The organism is Mesorhizobium sp. B2-3-10 (genome assembly GCF_006442275.1).
GTDB lineage: Bacteria > Pseudomonadota > Alphaproteobacteria > Rhizobiales > Rhizobiaceae > Mesorhizobium > Mesorhizobium australicum.
Map to the genome: position 1 here is coordinate 139,672 of NZ_VFVT01000007.1, position 22,655 is coordinate 162,326.

Annotated in this window: 22 protein-coding genes; 11 read left to right on the plus strand and 11 right to left on the minus strand. The window is 64.5% G+C overall.

Annotation, left to right across the window (positions count from 1 at the left end; translation table 11 throughout):
- Window positions 1-37: 37 nt before the first annotated feature.
- Window positions 38-2,680: a LuxR C-terminal-related transcriptional regulator gene (locus FJ943_RS20955; RefSeq protein WP_224523776.1), complete on the minus strand. Its 2,643-nt coding sequence runs from the start codon at window positions 2,678-2,680 to the stop codon at window positions 38-40.
- A gap of 68 nt (window positions 2,681-2,748) precedes the next feature.
- Window positions 2,749-3,396 (minus strand): GNAT family N-acetyltransferase, encoded by a 648-nt coding sequence (locus FJ943_RS20960; RefSeq protein WP_140724463.1) that lies wholly within the window; start codon window positions 3,394-3,396, stop codon window positions 2,749-2,751.
- 178 nt (window positions 3,397-3,574) lie between these two features.
- Here FJ943_RS20960 and FJ943_RS20965 point away from each other — a divergent pair, with 178 nt between their 5' ends.
- The 4 genes from FJ943_RS20965 to FJ943_RS20980 are packed head-to-tail and all read left to right on the plus strand — an operon-like array spanning window position 3,575 to window position 7,911.
- Window positions 3,575-4,876: an ArgE/DapE family deacylase gene (locus tag FJ943_RS20965; RefSeq protein WP_181174595.1), complete on the plus strand. Its 1,302-nt coding sequence runs from the start codon at window positions 3,575-3,577 to the stop codon at window positions 4,874-4,876.
- Window positions 4,873-5,931: a phosphotransferase gene (locus tag FJ943_RS20970; RefSeq protein ID WP_140724466.1), complete on the plus strand. Its 1,059-nt coding sequence runs from the start codon at window positions 4,873-4,875 to the stop codon at window positions 5,929-5,931. The genes FJ943_RS20965 and FJ943_RS20970 overlap by 4 nt, the downstream gene beginning before the upstream one ends.
- Window positions 5,932-7,239, plus strand: a complete 1,308-nt coding sequence (locus tag FJ943_RS20975; RefSeq protein ID WP_181174596.1) for an aspartate aminotransferase family protein — start codon at window positions 5,932-5,934, stop codon at window positions 7,237-7,239.
- A 15-nt stretch (window positions 7,240-7,254) separates the two neighbouring features.
- Complete coding sequence (locus FJ943_RS20980) at window positions 7,255-7,911, plus strand: GntR family transcriptional regulator (protein WP_140724469.1); 657 nt, start codon at window positions 7,255-7,257, stop codon at window positions 7,909-7,911.
- A gap of 17 nt (window positions 7,912-7,928) precedes the next feature.
- Here the strand turns inward: FJ943_RS20980 and FJ943_RS20985 are convergent, their stop codons facing one another.
- Genes FJ943_RS20985 through FJ943_RS21005 form a run of 5 tightly spaced genes read right to left on the minus strand, consistent with a single transcriptional unit; the run spans window position 7,929 to window position 12,661 of the window.
- Complete coding sequence (locus tag FJ943_RS20985) at window positions 7,929-9,233, minus strand: FAD-dependent oxidoreductase (RefSeq protein WP_140724472.1); 1,305 nt, start codon at window positions 9,231-9,233, stop codon at window positions 7,929-7,931.
- Window positions 9,230-10,213, minus strand: coding sequence for a branched-chain amino acid ABC transporter permease (locus FJ943_RS20990; RefSeq protein ID WP_181174597.1), 984 nt, complete (start codon window positions 10,211-10,213; stop codon window positions 9,230-9,232). The genes FJ943_RS20985 and FJ943_RS20990 overlap by 4 nt, the downstream gene beginning before the upstream one ends.
- Window positions 10,210-11,118, minus strand: coding sequence for a branched-chain amino acid ABC transporter permease (locus FJ943_RS20995; RefSeq protein WP_140724475.1), 909 nt, complete (start codon window positions 11,116-11,118; stop codon window positions 10,210-10,212). The genes FJ943_RS20990 and FJ943_RS20995 overlap by 4 nt, the downstream gene beginning before the upstream one ends.
- Window positions 11,115-11,864, minus strand: coding sequence for an ABC transporter ATP-binding protein (locus FJ943_RS21000; protein ID WP_140724478.1), 750 nt, complete (start codon window positions 11,862-11,864; stop codon window positions 11,115-11,117). Before FJ943_RS21000 ends, FJ943_RS20995 begins: the two co-directional genes overlap by 4 nt.
- The gene (locus FJ943_RS21005; protein ID WP_140661551.1) at window positions 11,861-12,661 is read right to left on the minus strand and encodes an ABC transporter ATP-binding protein; all 801 of its coding nucleotides are present in this window, start codon (window positions 12,659-12,661) and stop codon (window positions 11,861-11,863) included. The genes FJ943_RS21000 and FJ943_RS21005 overlap by 4 nt, the downstream gene beginning before the upstream one ends.
- A gap of 126 nt (window positions 12,662-12,787) precedes the next feature.
- Here FJ943_RS21005 and FJ943_RS21010 point away from each other — a divergent pair, with 126 nt between their 5' ends.
- The 7 genes from FJ943_RS21010 to FJ943_RS21040 all read left to right on the plus strand — a co-directional run bounded on the left by FJ943_RS21010 (window position 12,788) and on the right by FJ943_RS21040 (window position 18,752).
- Window positions 12,788-13,522: a GntR family transcriptional regulator gene (locus tag FJ943_RS21010; RefSeq protein ID WP_140617453.1), complete on the plus strand. Its 735-nt coding sequence runs from the start codon at window positions 12,788-12,790 to the stop codon at window positions 13,520-13,522.
- The gene (locus FJ943_RS21015; protein WP_140724481.1) at window positions 13,519-14,001 is read left to right on the plus strand and encodes a DUF3830 family protein; all 483 of its coding nucleotides are present in this window, start codon (window positions 13,519-13,521) and stop codon (window positions 13,999-14,001) included. Before FJ943_RS21010 ends, FJ943_RS21015 begins: the two co-directional genes overlap by 4 nt.
- Before the next feature lies 1 nt (window position 14,002).
- Window positions 14,003-14,356 carry a TIGR04076 family protein gene (locus FJ943_RS21020; protein WP_140617451.1) on the plus strand — a complete coding sequence of 118 codons (354 nt, stop codon included), beginning with the start codon at window positions 14,003-14,005 and terminating at the stop codon, window positions 14,354-14,356.
- Window positions 14,353-15,408, plus strand: coding sequence for an aldo/keto reductase (locus FJ943_RS21025; protein ID WP_140724483.1), 1,056 nt, complete (start codon window positions 14,353-14,355; stop codon window positions 15,406-15,408). The genes FJ943_RS21020 and FJ943_RS21025 overlap by 4 nt, the downstream gene beginning before the upstream one ends.
- A gap of 5 nt (window positions 15,409-15,413) precedes the next feature.
- Window positions 15,414-15,836, plus strand: a complete 423-nt coding sequence (locus tag FJ943_RS21030; protein ID WP_140724486.1) for a hypothetical protein — start codon at window positions 15,414-15,416, stop codon at window positions 15,834-15,836.
- 47 nt (window positions 15,837-15,883) lie between these two features.
- Window positions 15,884-17,143 (plus strand): ABC transporter substrate-binding protein, encoded by a 1,260-nt coding sequence (locus FJ943_RS21035; protein WP_140724489.1) that lies wholly within the window; start codon window positions 15,884-15,886, stop codon window positions 17,141-17,143.
- Between the two features lie 214 nt (window positions 17,144-17,357).
- Window positions 17,358-18,752 (plus strand): FAD-binding oxidoreductase, encoded by a 1,395-nt coding sequence (locus tag FJ943_RS21040; protein ID WP_140724492.1) that lies wholly within the window; start codon window positions 17,358-17,360, stop codon window positions 18,750-18,752.
- A gap of 3 nt (window positions 18,753-18,755) precedes the next feature.
- Here FJ943_RS21040 and FJ943_RS21045 read toward each other — a convergent pair whose 3' ends face one another.
- The 4 genes from FJ943_RS21045 to FJ943_RS21060 all read right to left on the minus strand — a co-directional run bounded on the left by FJ943_RS21045 (window position 18,756) and on the right by FJ943_RS21060 (window position 22,627).
- Complete coding sequence (locus FJ943_RS21045) at window positions 18,756-19,556, minus strand: ABC transporter permease (RefSeq protein ID WP_140724495.1); 801 nt, start codon at window positions 19,554-19,556, stop codon at window positions 18,756-18,758.
- A complete protein-coding gene (locus FJ943_RS21050) occupies window positions 19,553-20,425 on the minus strand; it encodes an ABC transporter permease (protein ID WP_140715236.1) in 873 nt (290 codons plus the stop codon). The genes FJ943_RS21045 and FJ943_RS21050 overlap by 4 nt, the downstream gene beginning before the upstream one ends.
- On the minus strand, window positions 20,422-21,525 hold the full coding sequence (locus FJ943_RS21055) for an ABC transporter ATP-binding protein (RefSeq protein ID WP_140724498.1): 1,104 nt from the start codon (window positions 21,523-21,525) through the stop codon (window positions 20,422-20,424). Before FJ943_RS21055 ends, FJ943_RS21050 begins: the two co-directional genes overlap by 4 nt.
- Window positions 21,526-21,601: 76 nt before the next feature.
- A complete protein-coding gene (locus tag FJ943_RS21060) occupies window positions 21,602-22,627 on the minus strand; it encodes an ABC transporter substrate-binding protein (RefSeq protein ID WP_140661542.1) in 1,026 nt (341 codons plus the stop codon).
- Window positions 22,628-22,655: the final 28 nt, after the last annotated feature.

A 22,655-nucleotide genomic window follows, 5' to 3' on the forward strand; every position in this document is an offset into this window, starting at 1 on the left:
GCCCGGCCCGACCCTAAAGAGGGGCCATGTCAGTCATCTATGCCCCTCCTTTCGGAGGGGTGCGGAGGTTTGCGGCGACCTGCGCGGCGCGCACCGCCTGGACGCGGTTCGATACCGAGAGCTTGCCGAAGATGTTTTTCAAATGCCACTTCACCGTCGTTTCGCTTACCGACAGTGCAACGGCGATATCGCGATTTGACATGCCTTCCGACAGAAAGTGCAGCAGCTCGGACTCGCGCTGGGTGAGCTGTTCTTTCTCGACCGTCGGGGCGGCTGTTTTGCGCGTCGTCACGGGCATCGTCTGCGCGGCATCGATGATGCGCGTCGCATAGGCCGACAGTGACGGGTCGGCCTTTGCCTGGGCCGCCCGCAGCCGCATCAAACCCTCGACGACAGACTTGCCTTCGTCGACGAAGGAGCGGATGAAGCCCGAGGGTTGCGCAAGGCGCAATGCTTCGTGCAGATGGCGGTCTGCTTCCCGCTGGTCGTGGCCGGCGCTCTTGGCGCGCAGGATCAGCGCCAGTATGTGCCGGCGCATGCGCCCGCTGCTTTTCGTTCGCTCCAGCAGCGCGTCGAAAATCGCCGCCGCCGCCGCGTAGGATTTTTCCGCCGTAAGCAGCCGGCCTTCGGCGAAGAACTCGAATTCGTTGGCGACGGTAGAGGCGGTTTCAGCGCTTTCGCGGCGATGCTCGTCGAGCAGCGCGCGGGCTTCCGGGGTGCGGTTCTGGTCAAGAAGCAGCCGGATGCGATCGTGCACCAGCACCGAAGCGAGGCGGCGGTAGACGGAGCCGCGCACGCGCTGGTAGACGCGCTCCAGCATGTCGAGGGCGGCTTGGCCGCGACCGGTCAGCTGCAGCACCCGGGCATAGGTCGGCACGCTGGCCAGGGGATAGACAATGACCGCTGCGCCCTCGATCAGCGGCCCGAGATTCTCGACCAGCGCCAGTGCTTCGCCGGATGCGTTGGTCTCGTAGGCGAGTTCGGCAAGCAGCGTTCCGGCGAGGGCCTCGGCATAGGAGTTGGCGCCGATCCGCGTCCTGGCCTCGATGATCGCGTTGCGCAGCAGCCGTTCGGCCGCGGGCAGGCGGCCGGCCGAGCGCTCGATGACGGCCATGTAGCAGTTGGCGATGGTGACGCCGAGCAGGCTGCCGCTTCGCTCATGGGCCTTGCGCGCCGCGTCCACAGCAGCGCGTGCCCCCTCAAGGTCGCCCAGCGCGTAGAGATTGTAGCCGATGACGTTTGCAGTCGCGCCTTCCATGAACCACGCGTCGGGGGCGATGATGCGCAGGGCCGCCAGTGCGGTGTCGCGCGCGTCCTCGAACTGTTCCAGCGTGCTGTGCACGGCCGCTGCAAGGACCTCGAGTTCCGCCTCGATGGTCGTGCCGGTCAGCGTGCCCGGGTCCTTGCTATCGGTCGGCCCGGTTTCGACGAGCTGGCGCGCATTGGCGAGGGTCTGCTGGGCAATCTCGGGCTGGCTGCTGTGCACCGCAAGCCACAGCACGACGAGTTGCAGCCGGATGCGCTGGTCGATCAGTTTCCTTGGCAGCAGCGCCAGCAGCTGGCGCACATAGAGAAGCTGGCATTGGGCGATGAGTTCGAGCGCGTTGTTCTCGATGAACACCGCGGCGCGGGCTTCGTCGCCGGCGGCGAGCGCATGGCCGATGGCCTCGGTCAGCATCTTGCGTTCACCGAACCATTCCGAAGCCGCCAGGTGCAGCGGTGCGATCATCTCCGGCTCGCGCCGTTCCATTTCACGGCTGAGGAAGTCGTGGAAAAGGTGATGATAGCGGAACCAGCGCCGTTCCTCGTCGAGCGGCACCAGGAACAGGTTGCGGGTCTCGATCTCGGTGATGGCAACCTCGGCGTCCGCCGCCCGCATCACCGCCCGGCAGGCCTCGGCGCTGAAGCGCTCGAAAATCGAGGAATAGAGCAGGAACTTCGCCAGCGCCGGCGGCAGTTCCAGGAACACTTCTCCCATCAGGAAGTCGGCGACGTTGCGGTTGGCGCCGGTGAAATTGCCGATGACTGTTTCGGGCGCATGGGCCGCACCGAGCGACAGCGAGGCGAGCTGCAGGCCGGCGGCCCAGCCTTCGGTGCGCGAGCACAGTGTTTCCACCGTGCCGCTGCTGACAGAGAGGCCAAGCTTGTCGTTGAAGAAGGCTTCGGCTTCCGACGAGGCGAAACGCAGATCGTCCGGGCCGATTTCAAAGATATCGCCGAGCACCCTGAGCTTGCCGAGCTGCAGCTCGGGCAGGTTGCGCGAACCGATGACGAAGACGACGTTGGTTGGTGCCTGCCGGGTCAGCCGTTCCATGAACCGCTTCACCGCCGGTGCATCGATGGCGTGATAGTCGTCGAAGAACAGGGTGATGTCGGCGTGGCGTGCCGCCAAACCCGACACGAGTGCCGCAAGCACCACGTCGAGCTGCGGGATGGGGCTCGACTGGAAGGCGAGGTCGAGCTCGGCCGGGTTCTGGACGAGATGGCGCAACGCCCCCACCAGATGCGACAGGAAGGCGCCTTCGTCATTGTCCGTCGCCTCGCAGGACAGCCAGGCCGTCAGCCGGCCGTGGCGCGCGACTTCGGCCGCCCATTGCGCCATCGTCGTCGATTTGCCGAAGCCGGCGGGCGCGGCGAACAGCACGATGCGCGTGTCGACATGCCGCTCCAGCCTCGACAAGATGCTCTCGCGCCGTACCCACCGGCGATGGTGAGGCGATGCCGGGCTGGCGGGTTGCGACGACGGTCTCATCTGGCGTCGGGCACCCATTCCGTTTCGATCAGCGGAATTTGCGGCGCGCAATCGCGCGGCAGGGTGCCCTTGATCCTGGGATCATCGGTGATTTCGAAACCGGTTGCATAGGGTTCAAATCCGCAAGCCCGGTAGAAACCGATAACGCTGTGATGATCGAAGCTGCTGGTGTGCAGCCAGATGCGGATGGGGCCTAGGCGCCATGCCTGGTCGAGCGCGCCCGCCATCAGCCGTTTGCCGAAGCCTTGGCCAGTCAAGGAGGGAAACAGGCCGAAATAGGTAATCTCGATCTCGTTGCTGCCGGCGATCGAGAATTCGACCATGCCGACATGCCGCCCACTCTCATCATGGCCGTAGTAGAGATGCTGACGTCGGTCGGCGAAATGCGCCGCGATGTCGGCGTCCGACATTTCGGCGGCGCGGTCCCAGAGCCAGGGAGCGCCGATCTCGAGGAAGACTGCGCGGTAGACGGCGGGATCGGGCTTGGTGACGCGGGTCATCGCCAGCGGATGCGCGAGACCGGGCACCGGGGCACGCGCCTCCATCCACGTCACCGCATTGATGATTTTGCCTGCCGGCACGCGCCGGTAGCCCGGGACGAGATCGGTGGTTTCATCCGGCAATGAGCCTTCAGTGACTTGCATCTATCCTCGGTCTTCCGCCGCGCAGCCTGGCCGGCATGTCAAGAAGCTGATGCCAACTCTGCGGCCGCCTGCCAAGTGGCTCCAGAGGTGGGCCATGATTTTGACCCGCCTGTCGCCTTGCCTTTTCGAAGAATGGCATATGAGATATGATACACCATCCATGGAGAAGCGGAATATCATGCCTGAACGAATTGCGGACGAGGCCATCTTGCGGGCGGTCGACGATGGCTTCGACCGCCAGCTCGCCTTCCTGGCGGACCTCGTACGCTTTCCCTCGCAGCGTGGTGAGGAACACGCCGCGCAATCCTTCATGGCGGCTGCTTATGAAGCCAACGGCTATGCGGTCGATATGTGGCGTGTCGATGTCGATGCGATCCGCGACCTGCCCGGATTCTCGCCCGTAGCGGTTTCGTACGATGACGCGTTCAACGTCGTCGCCACCCACACGCCGAAAAACGTCACCGGTCGCTCGCTGATCCTCAACGGCCATATCGATGTGGTACCGACCGGACCGCTCGACCGCTGGGTGCGAGATCCCTACGATCCGGCGATCGAGGATGGCTGGATGCATGGCCGTGGCGCCGGCGACATGAAGGCCGGCCTGTCGGCCTGTCTTTACGCGTTGGCCGCCTTGCGCGGCCTCGGCTATCAGCCGGCGGCGAAAGTGTTCCTGCAGTCGGTGGTCGAGGAGGAGTGCACCGGCAATGGTGCGCTCGCTTGCCTGCAGCGCGGTTATCGCGCCGACGCCGCCTTCATTCCCGAACCGCTGGAACCAAGATTGATGCGGGCGCAGGTTGGGCCGATCTGGTTCAGGGTCGAGGTCGACGGCGATCCGCAGCACGCGTCGGGCGCCTTTTCCGCCGGCGCCAATGCCATCGAGAAGGCCTTCCTCATTATCCAGGCGCTGAAGCAGCTCGAAATCGTCTGGAATGCCAGAAAGGTTGACGACAGGCATTTCTGTAATCACCCGCACCCGATCCGATTCAACCTCGGCAAGATCCAAGGCGGCGAATGGACATCGAGCGTTCCGGCGCGCTGCGTCTTCGAGATGCGGGTCGCGACCTATCCCGGCCAGAAGCTCGAGGACGCCAGGGCCGAACTCGAGGCCTGCATCGCCGATGCCGCCCGCGCCGATCCGTTCCTCGCCAATCGCCCGCCCAAGATGACCTACAACGGCTTCATGGCCGAGGGCTATGTGCTGGAAGGCGCCGACGAGATGGAAGCCGTGCTGCGCCGCAGCCATACCGCCGTGTGGGGTGAGCCGTTGACGGAACATGTCACCTCGGCCACCACCGATGCGCGCTTCTTCGGCCTTTATGCCGACACGCCGGCAATTGTCTACGGCCCGATCTGCCGCATGCCGCACGGCTATGACGAGGCTGTCGATCTCGATTCCGTGCGCAAGGTCACCCAGACCATTGCGCTCTTCATCGCCGACTGGTGCGGCCTCGAACCCATCGATGCCGAGGTCAGGCCATGAACGCGGCCGTATCGGATGCTTTCGGCGAGACGCTCGCGGACGATGCGCCCGATGTCTCGATCGCCGAGGCGCTTGCCCTGTTGCGTCGCCACTATGGGCTCACTGGCAGCGCGCGCACGCTGCCAGGCGAACGCGACCACAATTTTCACATCCAGACGGAAGGCGAGGGTGAATTTGTCCTGAAGGTCTCGCATCCGGCGGAAGAGGCTGATTTCACCGATTTCCAGAACAAGGCGCTCGACCATATACTGACGGTCGACCCGGCTTTGCCGGTTCCCTCGGTGCGCAAGAGCCTCGAAGGCGAAGCGCAGTTCATGGTCGGCATCGGCGGATCGGCGCCGCGCATCGTGCGGCTCGTCACCTATCTGCCGGGACAGCTGCTTTCGCGCTCGCCCACCTCACCGGCACAGGATCGCAATCTCGGCATCTTCCTCGCCCGGCTTGGCAGGGCGCTTCGCGGCTTCTTCCATCCGGCCGCCGGCAGCGACCTTTTGTGGGACATCCGCAAGGTCGCCAAGACTCGGCCCATGCTGGCGCATATCGTCGATGCCGGCCGTCGCGCCATGGTCGAGCGCGCCATCGACGCCTACGAGGAGCACGCGGCGCCGGTTATTCCCGGACTGCGCGCCCAGATCGTCCACAACGACATGAACTCCTACAATGTGGTGATGGATGCTTCGCGACCGGAAATGGTCAACGGCGTCCTCGATTTCGGCGACATGATCCATTCGCCGCTGATCTGCGATCTCGCCATCGGGGCCGTCTATCGCTGGCCGGCCGAAGGTCATCCGCTGGCGCCCGCCGCGCGCTTCGTCGCCGGCTATCAGTCCGTGCAGCCGCTCGAGATCGAAGAACTTGGCATCCTCTTTCACCTCATTCGTGCCCGCCTCGCACTCATCGCCAACATCGCCAGCTGGCAGGCCGAGCGTTTTCCGGCCAAGCGCGACTATGTCCTGCGCCTCATCACCGAAGTCTGGGCCTCGCTTGAGCGGTTGGACGGACTGCCGTCCGCGGACGCCCGCCGCTATTTTCTCGACCATTCCAAGCCGGAGTAGATGCCCGTGTCCCTGTCCTCGCCATATCCTGCAAATGTCGATTCGGCGGCATCCGAGCAAGCGCTGCTCGAACGCCGCGCCAGATTGCTCGGGCCGACCTATCGCGCCTTCTACCGCAGCCCGATCCATCTGGTGCGTGGCAGCGGTATCTGGCTCTACGATGCACAAGGCCGAAAATACCTCGACGCCTACAACAACGTCGCCTCCGTCGGACACTGCCATCCGCGCGTCGTGGAGGCGCTGTCTGGGCAGGCCGCCACGCTCAACACGCACACGCGCTATCTCAGCGAGATCATCCTCGACTACGCGGAAAGGCTGCTCGGTACGCTTCCCTCCCATCTCGGCCATGCCATGTTCACCTGCACCGGCAGCGAGGCCAACGATCTCGCCATCCGCATCGCCCAGCACTCGACCGGCAACACCGGCGTGATCATCACCGACTTCGCCTACCACGGCGCCACCATCGCGACAGCACAGCTGTCGCCGGCTGCGGTCGGGGCAGCGGGCGTGCCCGCCCGGCATCGGGCCGTGCCGGCGCCGGACACGTTCCGCGACGGCGGCCGCGCCGCGCATGATTTCGCCAGAAATGTCGCCGCTGCCATCGAGGATATGCGCGCGCAAAACATCCGCCCGGCGGCGCTGCTGCTCGATTCCGCCTTTTCCAGCGACGGCATTTTCTTCCCCGAGGCTTCCGTCATGCGCGAGGCGGCCGATCATGTCAGGAAAGCCGGCGGCATCGTCATTGCCGACGAGGTCCAGTCCGGCTTCGGCCGGCTTGGCCAGGGCATGTGGGGCTTCGCCAACTATGGCCTCGCGCCTGATATCGTCACCATGGGCAAGCCGATCGGCGACGGGCATCCCATGGGCGCGGTGATCGTGCGGCCGCAGCTGGTGAGCTCGTTCGGTTCGAACACCGGCTACTTCAACACTTTCGGCGGCAATCCGGTCGCCGCCGCGGTCGGCATCGCCGTGCTCGATGTGATCGAGGGCGAGGGGCTGATCGAGAACGCGCGGACGGTTGGCGCCTATACAGGAGAATTGCTGCGCGCCTTGCAGAGCCGGCACGGCATGGTCGCCGATGTCAGGCACAACGGCCTCTATTTCGGCGTCGAGCTGATGGCGGAGGATGAGGCCACTGCTGCTGCCAAGACTTCATCCGTCGTTGAAGCCATGCGCGAGGACGGCGTGCTGATCTCGTCGTGCGGTCCACGCGGCAATGTGCTGAAGATCAGGCCGCCGCTGCCCTTTGCCAGGGACAATGCCGAGCAGCTGGCCGAGGCGCTCGATCGCGCACTGTCGAAATGGTGAGCTGAGCGGGCACGCATGCTGAAGCTCGAGCATCAAACCCTCAACGACCGCGCCTACGGCGCGCTCAAGCAGGAATTGATCTCGGGCGGCTTCAGCCCGGGCCAGACACTGGTCATCCGCAAGCTCGCCGAGACCTTTGGCATTTCGACCACACCGATCCGCGAGGCGCTGCAAAGACTGGTCGCCGAGCGGCTTCTGGAAATGCAGAACAACCGCTCGATCATCGTGCCCTTGCTCTCCGCACCCGCTTTCGCGGAACTGACGCGCATCCGCATCGCCGTCGAGGGACTGGCGGGCGATATGGCCACGTCACGGATGACTGAAAGCGGGCTGGCCGACATCCAAGCCGCGCTCGCCGGCATGCAGCGGGCCATCGAGACGCAGGACGCCACGGCCTATCTGGCCCTGAACGAAGCCTTCCATTTTGCTATTTATGAGCACGCCGGCGCGCCGATCCTCTTGAACATGATCCGAGATCTCTGGGGGCGCGTCGGACCCTATCTCAAGCTCCTGATGCGGGCCGATCGCTACATTCCGCAATCCAATGACGCACACCGCAGGATCGTCGCTGCATTGGAACAGCGCAACGGCCCGGCCGTTCGGGCTTCCCTTGAAGAGGATATCTCCGTGGCGGCCGCGGTCCTCTGCGACAATCTTCACATGGCGCACTGACCGCAGGCTCGGTCGGCCTAAGCCGTCTCGTCCATCCGGTCGCGCAGGATGCTCCAGCCGAGCAGCATGTTGGGCGCGTGCCGCAGCAGGGCATGGAACGGAATTGGCGCCGGCGGTGCGAAGGGCAGCGGCAAATCACGCGCTTCGGTTCCAGCGGCCCAGTCGGCCAGCACCTTGCCCATCGCCGTGGTCATGGCAATGCCGCGTCCATTGCAGGCGCGACCGGCGATCAGCCCCGGTCCGAGGTCCAGGAGATGCGGCAGGAAATCCGGTTCGACCGCCGCCATCCCCGACCAGCTGTAGGCAATAGGGGGCAAATCAGGCAGGTCGAGGTGCCGGCCGAGCCGTCGCCAGATTGTTTGCGGCACGCGCGTATCGGCGCCGGCGCCAAGAATATGCATGCCGCCGCTGATCAGCCGGTTATCGGCGTCGAAGCGAAAGGTGAAGAGGTTGCGCCTGGTGTCGCCGACGCCTTGTCCGCCAGGCAGCAGACGCGTTCGGATTTCCTGCGGCAGAGGCGCGGTCGCGATCTGGAAGACCTTCAGCGGAATATAGGTTCGCCGCAGCAACGGATCGAGCGACCCGCCATAGGCGTTGGTAGCGATCAGCACCTTGGCCGTGCGTACCAGGCCCAACCGTGTTTGAAGAGCCCAACCATCGGCGACGCGATCGATCGAGGTGACCGGCGTGTGCTCGAAAATCTTCGCGCCGGCCTTCTCCGCCGCATCGGCGAGCCCCCGCGCATAGGCGACCGGATTGAGCACGCCGCTGGAACGATCCATCCAGCCATCGACATAGCCGCGTGCGCCGGTCAGCGCTTCGACCTCTTGCCGATCCAGGGTGACGACAGGCCGGCCGCGCCGCGCCCATTGGTCCGCGCGGGATTTGACCTTCTCCAGGGCCGCCGGCGAGTGCGCCGGCTGGATCCATCCGTTCTGCACCGCGTCGCAGTCGATGCCGTGCCGCCGGATCAAGCCGAAGACGAGGTCGGCACTGCCGGCGGCAAAATCGATGAGGCGTTCGCCGCGCTCGGGGCCAAGATGCGCGAGGATGCTGTCGGGGTCCATCCTAGCGAAGTTCGGCACGACGAAACCGGCATTCCTGCCGGTCGCGCCCCAGGCGATGATCTCGGCTTCGAGAACGGCGATGGAAAGTCCTTTTCCGGCGGCGTGCAATGCGGTTGAAAGGCCAGAAAATCCGCCGCCGACAATGGCAAGGTCGACATCGAGGTTGCCACTCAGCGCAGGCCGCTTGCGGCGATCGCGGCTGATGGCATGCCAAAGCGAAGTGCCGTTCGCACTCTGCCGGACCAAGGCATTCATGAACCGGAACCGCTTTTGTCCGTGGCGATCCGCGTGCGCTTGCCGAAGCGCGTCCGCAGCGGCCTGTCGCCGAACAATCCGTTCGGCCGCATCAGCAAGATCACGCAGAGCATCACGCCGATGGCGACGATCTGCAGCGAAGCGGCGCGCGCCTGCTGCTCGGGCGGGAAGAACACGCTGGTCAGCGTGCCCGATCCGGCCCAAATCCCCCAGACCAGGACACTGCCGATGACCGCGCCGAGATTGCTGCCCGAGCCCCCGACGATCAGCATCACCCAGACCTGAAAGGTGAGGATCGGCAGGTAATTGTCCGGCGCGATGAAGCCGGTGAAATGCGCCTGCAGCGCGCCGGCCAGCGCCATGATGGCGCCGCCGACGGCAAACGCCTGGACACGGTAGAAGCGCGCGCTCTTGCCGAGAGAAATCGCCGCCCGCTCGTCTTCGCGGAGCGCCTTCAGCACACGGCCCCACGGACTGCGCGACAGGTGCTCCAAGGCGAGATAGGCAATCAGCGTCACAGCACAGACGACCGCAAGGTTCGACAGGTTGAACAGCAGCGGCGTCTCCGCAAGGCCGCCGAAGGGGCGCGGGATGAAGCCGATGCCGAAGGGTCCGCCGGTCAGTTTCTGCGCGTTGAGCGCGACCAATTGCACGACGACGGCAACGCCGAAGGTGGTGATCGCCAGATAGTCGGATCTAAGACGCAACGTCGCCATGCCGGTAAGCGCGGCCGCAATGCCGCCAACGAACATGGCGCCCACCCAGCCGGCGAGGATGGGCAGGCCGAAGCCGCCGAGCCGCGCGGGATCGTCCGGTGTCGTCAGCAGCGCCGAGGTGTAGGCGCCGATGGCGACGAAGCCCGCGAGGCCGACATTGAACAGGCCGGTCAGGCCCCATTGCAGGTTGAGCCCCAGCGTGACCAGTGAGAAGATCAGCGCCGTGGTCAGGAAGAAGGCGCCGTATCCGACCAGATCGATCATCTTTCCCGAACTCCGAAAAGGCCGATCGGCCGCACGAACAGCACAGCCATCAGGATGACGAAGGAAACGGCGGCGCGCCATTCGGCGCCGATCAGCTGCACCGCGCCGGCTTCGGCGAGACCGATGATCAGGCCGCCGAGCACCGCGCCCGGGATGCTGCCGATACCGCCGAGGATAGCGGCGGCGAACATCGGCAGCAGCATGTCGAAGCCCATGAACGGGCGGATCTGCACCAGGATGCCAATCATCACGCCAGCCACGCAGGCGAGCGCGCCGCCGATGATCCACGTCACCCGCACCACGCTGGCAACGTCGATCCCGACAAGGCGGGCCAGTGCCGCGTTCTGGCTCAAGGCCTGCATGGCGCGGCCAGTCTGCGTGCGCGTCATCAACAGATGCACGCCGAGCACGAGTATGGCGGTCAACACGAGCAACGCGATCTGGTCGGGCGTGATGCGGATGCCGAAGCCGACCGGCATGGCGATCTGGATCGCCCGGCTGAAATAGGTCGGCCGTGAGGTGAAGGTGAACTCGAGCAGGCTGCGTAGCGCCATCGAGGCGCCGAAGCTCGCCATCACCACGATGATCGCCTGGCCCTGCGAGCGCAGCCGCGAAAACAGGATCTTGTCGAGCAGCAGCGCGAGCAAGGCGGTGAATGCCATACCGACGATCAGGGCAACAAGAAGCGGCCAGCCGAAGGATAGCGGCCCGATCGGCGCCACCTTGCCGAACATCGCACCGATGGCACTGACCACGGCCAGCGTCGCATAGGTGCCCCAGGCCATGAAGTCGCCATGGGCGAAGTTGGAGAAACGCAGGATCGAATAGGTGAGCGTCACGCCGATGGCGCCGAGGCCGATCATCGAGCCGGTCAGCAATCCGTCGACGATGAATTGCAGGCTCATGCCGCGCCTCCCTTACCTGCGTGAGAAGGGCGCTGACCAAGATAGAGTTCGGCGACGACAGGGTCGTTCCACAATTCGGAGGCTATGCCTTCGTGCCGGTCCTTGCCTTCGGCCAGCACATAGGCACGGTCGCCGATGGCAAGCGCTGCCTTGGCGTTCTGCTCGACCAAAAGGATGGTGACTCCAGACTTGCGGATGCCGGCCAGCATCTCGAATACCATCGCGACGAACTTCGGCGACAGGCCGGCGGACGGCTCGTCCAGCACCAGCACCTTGGGATGGACGACCAGCGCCCGCGCCACGGCAAGCATCTGCCGCTGGCCTCCCGACAGATTGCCGGCGGCGGTGCGGCGCTGGCGGACAAGGTCGGGGAAGGCGGCGTACATTTCCTCGATGCGGGCCGGGATATCGCGCCGCTCGAGGATGCCGCAGGACACCTTGAGGTTGTCCTCCACCGACATCAGCGGAAAGATGTTCTCGGTCTGCGGCACGAAGGCGAGACCAAGCCGGACCATGGTGTGGGCCGGCGCGGCGGTGATGTCCCTGCCGTCCAGCAGCACCGTGCCACCGGTGATCGGCACGAGGCCGGCGATCGCCTTGATGAAGCTCGACTTGCCGGCGCCGTTGGGGCCGAGCACGACGACGATCTCGCCTCTGTCGACGGTGATCGAGGCGCCGCGCACGATCGGCACGCCGGGCTCATAGCCGGCTTCGAGGTCGCGGACATCGAGAACGGTCTCGCTCATGCGGTGCCTCCGAGATAGGCCTCGATGACGCGCGGGTCGCGCGCGACCTCTTCTGCCGTGCCTTCGCTCAGCAGTTGGCCGCTCGCCATGACAAGGACGCGGTGGCAGAGCCGCGTCACCATGTCGATGTTGTGCTCGATCAGCAGGAAGGTGATGCCGCCCGCGTTGATGTCGCGGATGCGGTCGATGATGACTTCGAGCAACGTCGCATTGACGCCGGCGGCGGGTTCGTCAAGCAGGATGATCGCCGGGTCGGCCATCATGACCCGGGCAAGTTCGAGCAGCTTGCGCTGGCCGCCGGACAGCACGCGCGCCGGCTCATGGGCGAGATGGCTGAGGGTGACGAGTTCGAGCAGGTCGAGGGCTTTCGTCCGGGCGGCTTTTTCCTGTGCCGCCACCCGCCACGGCGTGAGGAAGTTAGCCAGCAGCTTTTCGCCGGCCTGGCCCTGTGCCGCGAGCATGATGTTTTCGATCAGCGTCAGATTGGGCAGCGGGCGCGGGATCTGGAAGGTACGGCCGAGCCCACGGCCGATGCGCAAATGAGCAGCTTCGCCCGAGACGCGCGTGCCGTTGAGAAGGATGTCGCCGCTGGTCGGCAGGATACTGCCTGCGAGCAGGTCGAACATGGTCGTCTTGCCGGCCCCGTTGGGTCCGATCAGGCCAAGGATTTCACCTGCTTTGACATGAAACGAGACATCGTTGACGGCGACAAGGCCGCCGAACCGCCTGACGACGTTGCTTGCCGTCAGAACCGGGACACGGGTCTCCTTCCCCTGCCTTTCCGCTGCCTCGCTCATCAAACCCTCTGGCCGAAGACGGTCGTCGCCGTCTTCTGATTATGATTTGTGATCACACTTGCTTTGATCACGCTATTCGGCTTTAATTTCATCCGCAAGCCGAAAACCCGCCGAGAACGGAATTCCATGCAAAAGGCTGCCATCGAGAAAAACAACGAGGCGATCGCGGCCCAGCTGGCTCCGGTCGGCCGCGAGACGGTGCAGGATCGCGTCTATTCCGAGCTGCGTCGGGCCTTGATCGGCGGCCTGTTCGAGCCAAGCCAGGTGCTGACTATCCGTGGGCTGGCCGATGCGCTGGTCACTTCGACAATGCCGGTGCGGGAGGCGCTTGGCCGGCTGATCACGGAAAAGGCGCTGGAGGCGCTGCCCAACCGTTCGGTGCGGGTGCCGCCAATCACGCTGGAGCGCCTCGACGATCTCTTGCGTGCCCGCGTCCTGATCGAGGGCGAGGCGATCGCGCTGGCCGCCGCCCGCATGGGGCCGCGCCAGATCTCCACCATCGAAACCATTCTCGGCGAGTGGGACGAGATGCGGGCGCTGAAACACAAGAAGGATGTCGACCGCGAAGTGACGCTCAACCAGAGCTTTCACTTCGAGATCTATCGCTCCTGCGGCTCGGCCGTGTTGATCCCGATGATCGAGAGCCTGTGGCTGCAATCAGGTCCATGCATCCGCGTCGCCATCTACGCTTTCTCGGAAGCCGGCGAGGTCGACACCGCCCAGTATCACCGCCGCATCGTCGAGGCGCTGGCCACGCAGGATGCTCGGGCGGCGCGCGAAGCACTGGTCGCCGACATCAGCCGGCCCTTCACCTTCCTGCGCAGCAAACTGCAATCCGCCGCCGCGAAAGGCCAGATATGACCTCCATCAGGATCAGCGAGCCCCGCTCCAAGCTTTCCGTCACTGCGCTGCTGCTGCCGGAAAAGGCGCCGGAGAATGCGGCCTTTCTCACAGCCTATCTCGCCACGCCACGTGTCGTCCCCGCCATTCACGCCATGTGGACGGGACCTGAGATCTCCTCTCCGGTTCCATCAGCCGATCTCGAGGGGCAGGCCTATGCCCAGCCGCTGCCGGCGGAGAACGCGACCCTGACGCCGCAGCCAGGTGACATCGTGTTGTCCTACGTGCCGCCGCGCATGTGGGGCGGCAACCCCAACGCAATCTTCGACATCGGCCTGTTCTACGGGCAGGGCGCGCGTCTGCTGTTCCCGATCGGCTGGCTGGCCGGCAGCGTCGTCGCGCAGGTGAGACTCGAGGAGCGCGATCAATTCGCGGCTGCCTGCGGCATCATCCGCCGCAACGGCGCCTGCGACATCACCTTCAGCCTGGTGGAGGCCTGAAATGGCTGACGACAGTTTCGAGCTTTTCGATCTTCGCGTCGAGGCGGTCATTCCGCGGGGCAAGCCGATCTATTGCGGCGCCAGGGCCGGCGACTATTTCGAGCTCAAGGGCGAGATGCTGTCGATGCCGGCGGGGCAGGGCTTTTCGATCTATTCGATCTCGGCGGTGCTGCCGCTGCTGGCGGCGAAGCAGCGCCCGACCCACCCGAATGACTGGATGACCTCGGACGCGGAGATCGCCTGTCCTGATCCGAACTGCGCCAGCAGGCTGCGGATCGTCAGGCTGGCCAAGCGGCGGTTCAGCCATGCCGAAACCACGGCCGTGCCGCTGCCGAAGGGGAATGACTTGACATGACCGCCAAGGCATTCGAGCTCAGCCCGGGCTACGCGATTTCGCGCGTCATACGCGGTGGCTGGCAACTGGCCGGCGGCCATGGCGCCATCGATCGCAGTCAGGCCGTAAGCGACCTGATCGCCACCTTCGATGCCGGCATCTGGACCTATGACTGCGCCGATATCTACACCGGCGTCGAGGAATTGATCGGCGCCGCGCGCTTGCGGCTGGCCAATGAGCGTGGTCTCGATGCAGCCGCCAAAATGAAGGTGCACACCAAGCTCGTGCCCGACCTTGAACGGCTCGCTACGATCAGCCGCGACTATATCAGGGGCATCGTCGACCAGTCGCTGCGCAGGCTCAAGACCGAGCGGCTCGACCTCGTGCAGTTTCACTGGTGGGATTATGCGCAGCCGCGCTATGTCGAGGCGATGGGTTGGCTCGACGAGCTTCGGCGCGAGGGCAAGCTGCGCAATCTCGGCACCACCAATTTCGATACGCCCCGGCTTGCCGAAATCCTGTCAGCCGGCATACCGCTGGTCAGCCAGCAGCTGCAATATTCGGTGCTCGACCAGCGTCCGGCGAACAGCCTCGCGGCGCTTGCGAAGGAAAACGGCGTCAGCTTCCTCTGCTACGGTTCTGTGGCCGGCGGCTTTCTCAGCGACAAATGGCTTGGTGTCGCCGAACCCGGCATGCCGCTCGAAAACCGCTCGCTGGTCAAGTACAAGCTGATCATCGACGATTTCGGCGGCTGGGACCTGTTCCAGCAACTGCTTCGCGCGCTGAAGGTGGTGGGCGACCGCCACGCCGTCGACATCGCCACCATCGCCAGCGCCTGGGTGCTGGAGCAGCCGCGAGTGGCCGCGGTCATCGTCGGTGCCCGCAACCAGGCGCATGCGCTGGCCAACGCCAAGATCATGGATGTCGTACTCGACGCCGATGACCGTGCGCGGATTGCAGCCGTGATAGCGAGGGGCAACGGCCTTGAGGGAGATGTCTACACGCTGGAGCGCGACCGCCACGGCCGCCACGGCTCGATCATGCACTACAATCTCAACGCGGGCCGGATATGAAGACCATGGACGACAGGTTGTTTTCGCAGGCCAGCGCCGAAGTCGTCGATCTGCATCGCTTTTTCGTCGACTGGTTCGTCGCCTCGCGCGCCGACAAGGTGTATTTCGGCCGCTTCGAAGCCGTCATGGGCGAAGGCCTGACCATGATCGCACCAGGCGGCCAGATCCTCGACCGCGATGCCGTGATCGACCATGTGCGCTCCAGCCGCGCCACTTGCGACGACGGCTTTGCCATCTCGATCGAGGACATCCGGCCCGGCTGGCAGGATGGCGATACGATCGTCGTCCTCTATGTCGAGGCGCAGCTGCGCGCGGGCAAGCACAGCCGCCGCCAGTCGAGCGCGGTCTTCACCACCCGTTCATCGGCGCCCAACGGCGTCCAATGGCGGCATCTGCATGAAACCTGGCTGCAGGTGCCGGAACACTGAGACTTTCCAGACGTCAAATCAGTTCGTGTAACTCAAGGGGAACAACAATGAGAAAGACGATACTCCAGTTCACCACGGCACTTGCTCTCGTGACGATGGCGGGTGCCGCACAGGCCGCCGACTGCAAGATCACCGTCGGCCTCGTCATGGAACTGACCGGTCCGGCCGGCGAATACGGCCAGGCCGGCGCCAAATCGGTCGAAATGGCCTTCCGCGACATCAACCAAGCCGGCGGCGTGCGCGGCTGCGATCTCGTCACCGACACGCGCGACAGCCAGAGCCAGGGCAACATCGCGGTCGATGCCGCCACCCAGCTGGTTCAGGTCAAGAAAGTGCCTGTGATCATCGGCGGCATCATTTCCTCGGTGTCGATCCCGATCCTGACCTCGGTGACCGCGCCGGCCAAGATCGTCCAGGTCTCGCCGGCGTCGTCCTCGCCGACGCTGACGACACTCGGCCGCGACGGCAAGACCAACGGTATCTTCTTCCGCACCATCACCTCGGATGCGCTGCAGGGCGTGGCCGCCGCCAAATATTCCGTCGACAAGGGTTTCAAGAAGCTGGCGATCATCCACGTCAACAACGACTTCGGCGTCAACATGGTGGCCGAATTCTCGCGTGCCTACAAAGCGCTCGGCGGCACCATCGTCTCCGACACGCCCTACAACGAGAAGCAGTCGAGCTACGCCTCGGAAGTCACCGCGGCGATGGGTGGCGAACCGGATGGACTGTACCTGGTCAGCACGCCCGTCGACGGCGCCACCATCGCCCGCACCTGGATTTCGCAGGGCGGCGTGCAGAAATTCCTGCTCAATGACGGCATGAACAGCCCCGATTTCATCGAGTCCGTCGGCGCCGATTATCTGAAGGACGCCTATGGCACGTCTTCCGGCACCAGCCCGACCGCCTCGACGGAGTATTTCACCAAGAACTACAAGGCGTTTTCCGGCATCGAACCGTCAAATCCCGCGGCAGACCGCTCCTATGATGCCGGCGCCATTGTCGGGCTCGCCATCGCGATTGCCGGCTCCGAGGACCCGGCCAAGATCAAGGACGCCATGTACAAGGCAGTCGATCCCGCCGGCACGCCGATTTATGCCGGCAAGGAAGAATTCGCCAAGGCGCTCGGCCTGATCAAGGACGGCAAGCCGATCCGCTATGAAGGCGTCATCGGTCCCGTCGCCTTCGACAAGTTTGGCGACATCACTGGCCCGTTCCGGCTGTGGAAGATCGCCGACGGCAAGGTGACGACTGATGGTGAAATGACCACCGACGACGTCAACGCGCTGCAGGCCAAGCTTCAGTAAGCCGACGCTGTACTTCCGGCATCGATCTCGCCCATCGCGATCGATGCCGGCATAGTCTGAGACAGCTCGATATCGCTTGCACGACAAGCGGGCGCGATTAGGATCGGCCGGCTGCAGTTCAAGGGATGGCGAGCGTGCTGGACAAGGATACTCATCGGGCGATCCGGTTGTTGGATGCTGACGCTGCGCCCTGTCACGCAGGCCCCTGAGCCGGATGTCGCCTGAAACACAACGGCTTCTCTCCGCGCTTGGCAACAGGCTGGGCGCGGGCGGCATGCTCGCCGGCTCCGACGTGGACCAGCGCTATCGTGACGATCCCGACGGCAAGCTCGGCGTGCTTCCCGAAGCCGTGCTGCGCCCGCGCGATGCCGAGGGTGTCGCGGCGGCACTCGCCGCGTGCAACGCTCTTGGCCAGCCGGTCATCGTCCAGGGCGGGCGCACCGGGCTGGCCGGTGGCGCGCGCGTCCAGCCGGGCGAGGTCGTGCTATCGCTGGAACGCATGACCGGCCTTGCCGCCCCGGATCGTCAAACCGCCACCATCGTCGCCGAAGCTGGCGCGACGCTGCAATCGGTGCAGGAAGCGGCCGACGGCGTCGGGCTGATGTTCGGCGTCGATATCGGCGCGCGCGGCTCCGCCACGGTCGGCGGCAACATCGCCACCAATGCCGGCGGCATCCGCGTGCTGCGTTATGGCATGTACCGGGCACAGGTGCTGGGGCTGGAGGCGGTACTCGCCGATGGCACCGTGCTGACGTCGCTCAAGGGCCTGCCCAAGGACAATTCCGGCTACGACCTCGGCCAACTCTTCATCGGCGCGGAAGGGACGCTTGGCGTCGTCACCCGCGCCGCGCTCCGGCTGCATCCCAAGCCCGCATCCGAGGTGAACGCCTTCTGCGCGCTGCCTTCGCTCGATGCGGCGATTGGCCTGCTTGGGCTGCTGCGGCAAAAGCTCGGCCCGCTTTTGTCCGCCTATGAGGTCAATATCGCGCCGCTCTATGACGTCATGGTCGCCAGCATGGCCATGCCGGCGCCGCTTCCGGCCGGATCACCCGTCTATGTGCTGGCCGAAATCCAGGGCAGTGAGCCAGAACGTGACGGCGAGCGCTTCGCCGAGGTCTTGATGCAGGCGGTCGAGGACGGCGTCGTCGACGATGTTGTCGTCTCCCAATCGCCGCGCGAATTCCGCGCGCTGTGGGATGTGCGGGAGGACGCCAACCGCGTCCTGTTTTCGATGAAAGGCCTGATCGGCGTCGACATCAGCATCCCGTTGGCGCGAATGGGGGCGTTCCTGCAAGAAGCGGATGCCGCCATCCGCGCGGTCGATCCCGGTGCCGACATCTACGTCTTCGGCCATCTCGGGGACGGCAACCTGCACTATCAGGTGCTGAGGGCGGACCCGGCGGCGGCCTACGGTATCATCTATCGCGGCGTGGCGGCGGCCGGAGGTGGCGTGTCGGCCGAGCATGGCATCGGCCTCGACAAGAAGCAGTGGCTGAATCTGGTGCGCAGTGACGCCGAGATCGCCACGATGCGGCGGCTGAAGACGGCGCTCGATCCGAAGAACATCCTCAATCCCGGACGAGTCTTCGACCTTGACCCAACCGTTTGAAACTCAGGTACGTTCCGTCGCCATTTGCCTGGGAATGAGAAAACGGGCGGCGAGCACGCAGAGCAGCACGGTGAACATCAGGATCAGCGCCACCAGCGCGTTGATGTCGGGCGAGAAGCCTAGCCGCATCATCGCCCACAGCCGCACCGGCAGCGTGCTTTGCGTGCCGGTGACCAGGATGGTGATCATCGTCTCGTCGAACGACAGCGCGAAGGCCAGGATGGCGCCGCCGACCATGGCGCTCGACAGGTTCGGCAGGATGATGCGCCAGAAGGTCTGCCAACCGCTGGCGCCGAGATCGTAGGATGCTTCGACCAGTGTGCGGCTCATCGACTGCAGCCGCATCAGCACAGTGCGGTAGACGATCGCCAGCACGAACACGGTGTGGCCGATGACAACCGTCAGCAGCGAGCGTTCGAGGCCGATCTCGCGGAAGAAGATCAGCAGCGCCAGGCCGCTGATGATAGGCGGCATCAGGAATGGCAGGAAGATGATGAACTGCAGAACCGAACGTCCCGAGCGGCGGCCGTGGTAGTAGAGCGCCAGCAGCGTCCCGCTGACCACCGACAGGATCACGGTACAGACGCCGACGATCAGCGTGGTGCGCAACGCGGTCAGGATGTCATGGTTTTCAGCCAGCGCCACATAGGTCGAAAAGGTCGGCGACGACCAGTCGACATTGCCATGCGAAATGGTGAAGAACGACGACACGATCGGCACGAACAGTGGGCTGTAGAGCAGTACCGCGACCAGCGTCGTAATCGCGGCCAGGAAGACAGTGGAAGGCCGGGGCAGCGCGCTCATACCGACGTTCCCCGGCTGCGCCCGAACCGTTCGCCAATGAGAATGGCGGCGATCACCACGATCGCAAGCGCCACCGACAGCGCGGCGCCGAACGGCCAGTTATAGGCCGTGCCGAACTGGCTGTAGAGGATGCGGCCGAAGGTGAAGCCGCTGATCCCGCCGACCATCTGAGGCGTCAGGAAATCGCCGATCGCCAGTACGAAGACGAAGCTCGCCGCCGAGGCGACGCCGGGCAGGCTCAGCGGCAAGGTGATGCGCAGGAATGTCTGCAGGCTGCTGGCGCCCAGGTCATCCGAGGCGCGCAGCAAGGTCTGCGGGATCCGCTCCAGCGACAGGAAGATCGGCAGGATGGCGAACGGGATCAAAAGCAGGCTGAGCGTCAAGAGGATCGCGTTCATGTTGAAGACGAAAAGCGTCGATGGCTGATCCAGGATGCCGAGCGCCACCAGCGCCTTGTTGAGGAAGCCGTTGAGGCCGAGGATGCTGCGGATCGCGTAGATCTTGATGACGTAGCTCATCAGCAGTGGCACCAGCAGCAACATCAGCAGGGCATAGCGCCACCGCCCTTTCAGCGTCGTCAGGAAGTAGGCGGCGGGATAGGCGAGAAGGATACAGATGACGGCCACCGATACGCACAGCACGATGGTGTTCCAGAACACCGGCAGAAAGATCGGGTCGGTGAAAAACCTGACATAGTTGCCGAGCGTCGGTGCATGGACGATCGTACCCTGGTCGACGCTGAAGAAACTGTAGACCAGGAAGATTGCCAGCGGCACGAGGACGAAGATAACCGGCAAGGCGAATGCCAGCACCGTCACCAGCCGTGACAGCCGCCGTTGCGCGGCGTGTGTCGAGCCGGTTCCGCTCATGCCAGCACCAGATGGCCTTCATGCGGCGCAAACGAAAGCCAGACCGTCTCGCCGGATTTCAAGATGCTGCCGTCGATCCGGCTCGGCATGCGCAGCCGCAGGCGCTGCGCGGCATCGTCCGCACCCGCCATGATCGTGGCGACCGTCGACGAGCCGGCAAAGGCGAGATCGGCAATGGCACCGGAAAAGCGATTGGCGCCATCACGGGCGTCCGCGAGATGCAAGGCTTCGGGGCGGAACGCCGCGAAAGCCGCGGCGCCATCCGGGGCAATCTTCAGATGCGGCTGGTCGCTGATCGAGCACACCAGCCGTCCAAGTGTCGTCTCGATCGGTCGCTGCTCGCCTTGCACCGGACCGAGTTTTCCGGCCACCAGATTGTTCTCGCCGAAGAAGCGCGCCACGAATTCGCAATTCGGCTTGTAGTAGAGCTCATGCGGCGTGCCGAGCTGGCGGATATGGCCGGCCTGCATGACGCAGATCCGATCGGCCATGCCGATCGCTTCTTCCTGGTCGTGGGTGACGAACAGGAAGGTGGTCTTGATCTCGCGCTGGATGGATTTCAGGAACTCCTGCATCTGCCGGCGCAATTCGAGATCGAGTGCCGCCAGCGGCTCGTCGAGCAGGATCAGGCGCGGCTGGCAGATCAGCGCCCGGGCGAGCGCGACACGCTGGCGCTGGCCGCCGGAAAGCTGTTCCGGAAAGCGCTCGGCGAAACGTCCGAGCTGCACCAGATCGAGGGCTTGCGCCACGCGGCTGGCGATCTCCTTGCGCTTGATATGGCGCACCGAAAGCCCATAGCCGACATTGCCGGAGACGGTCATATGGGGGAACAGCGCATAGTCCTGGAACACCGTGTTGAACGGCCGCTTGTTGATCGGCATGCGGCTGATGTCCTGGCCGTCCAGCCGGATCTCGCCTGACGTCAGCGGCTCCAGCCCGCCGATCAGCCGCAGGACCGTGGTCTTGCCCGAACCCGACGGCCCAAGAACGGTGAGGAACTCACCGTCCCGGAGCGACAGGTCGATGCCGTGCAGCACGGGAACCGTGCCGTAGGATTTCGAGACGGACCGCAGCGTCAAGAGGTCGGTGTTCTGGCTCATGGGATATTCTCGCATACGCTTCGGCGGTCCGGAACGTCCGGACCGCCGGGTCCTTCGAAGTCAGGCGCGGAAGGGATCAGGGCGTCGCCTTGACCTCGTTCCACAAGTCCGAACGCTTGAGCGGATCCTCGACATTGTTGAGCCAGACCAGCTTGTCGTTGCCGCCCGCACTGCTCGACTCGACCACCGTGTTGCCGAATCCGGTGCGCTCGGAAAGCGCGCCGCTGATCTTCTTCGTCAGCATGAAGTCGATCCATTTCTCGGCCGCGGCATTGTCGCGGACACCCTTGGAGATCACCCAGTTGTCGAGCCAGGCAAGCGCGCCTTCGCTCGGATTGACGTAGGCGACATGGGCGCCGATCTTCTGCAGTGCCTTCACCTGCTGCTGGCCATAATTGGCCCAGATCAGCGCAACATCATTGTTCTGGTAGATCTGCTGCGCCTCGTCGGCGGTGGTGTAGAAGCTCAGCACATTGCGCTTGAGCTCGACCAGCTTGGCCTTGACCGCCGCCATTTGTTTTTCGTCGAGGTTGAACGGATCCTTGTAGCCGAGCGTCAGCGCGGTGAACGAGAAATTGTGCTCGCCATTGTCGTAGGCCAGGATCTTGCCCTTGTAGGCCGGATCCCACAGGACGGACATCGAGGTCGGCGCCGGCTTGACCTTGTCGGTGTCGTAGATCAGCCCGATGGAATCGAAGCAGAACGGAATACCGTAGACCTTGCCGTCCTTGGTGTCGCCGCTGACCTGAGACAGATCACGGAAGCGCGGCAGCACGTCCTTCTGGTTCGGCAGCTTGGTGATGTCGATCGGCGACACCAGATCGGCCTTGATGTAGCGCTGCAACTGGGCGGTGTTGACGGCGAAGACGTCGAAGTCCTGCCCTTCGCTGCCCTTGATCTTGGCCCAGATTTCGTCATCGCTGCCGATGAAGACGACATCGACGCCGATGCCGGTGGCGGCGGTGAAGTCCTTCACCCAGTCCGGGTCGGCATAACCGTCCCAGGCCAGCACGCGAAGGTTCGCGGCCAGCGCCGCCGACGTCATCAGGCCGATGCCGAGCCCGATGGTCGCTAGTCTCAGAAACGCTTTCTTCAGTCCCATTTTTAATCTCCCATTGTCGTTCTGGTGG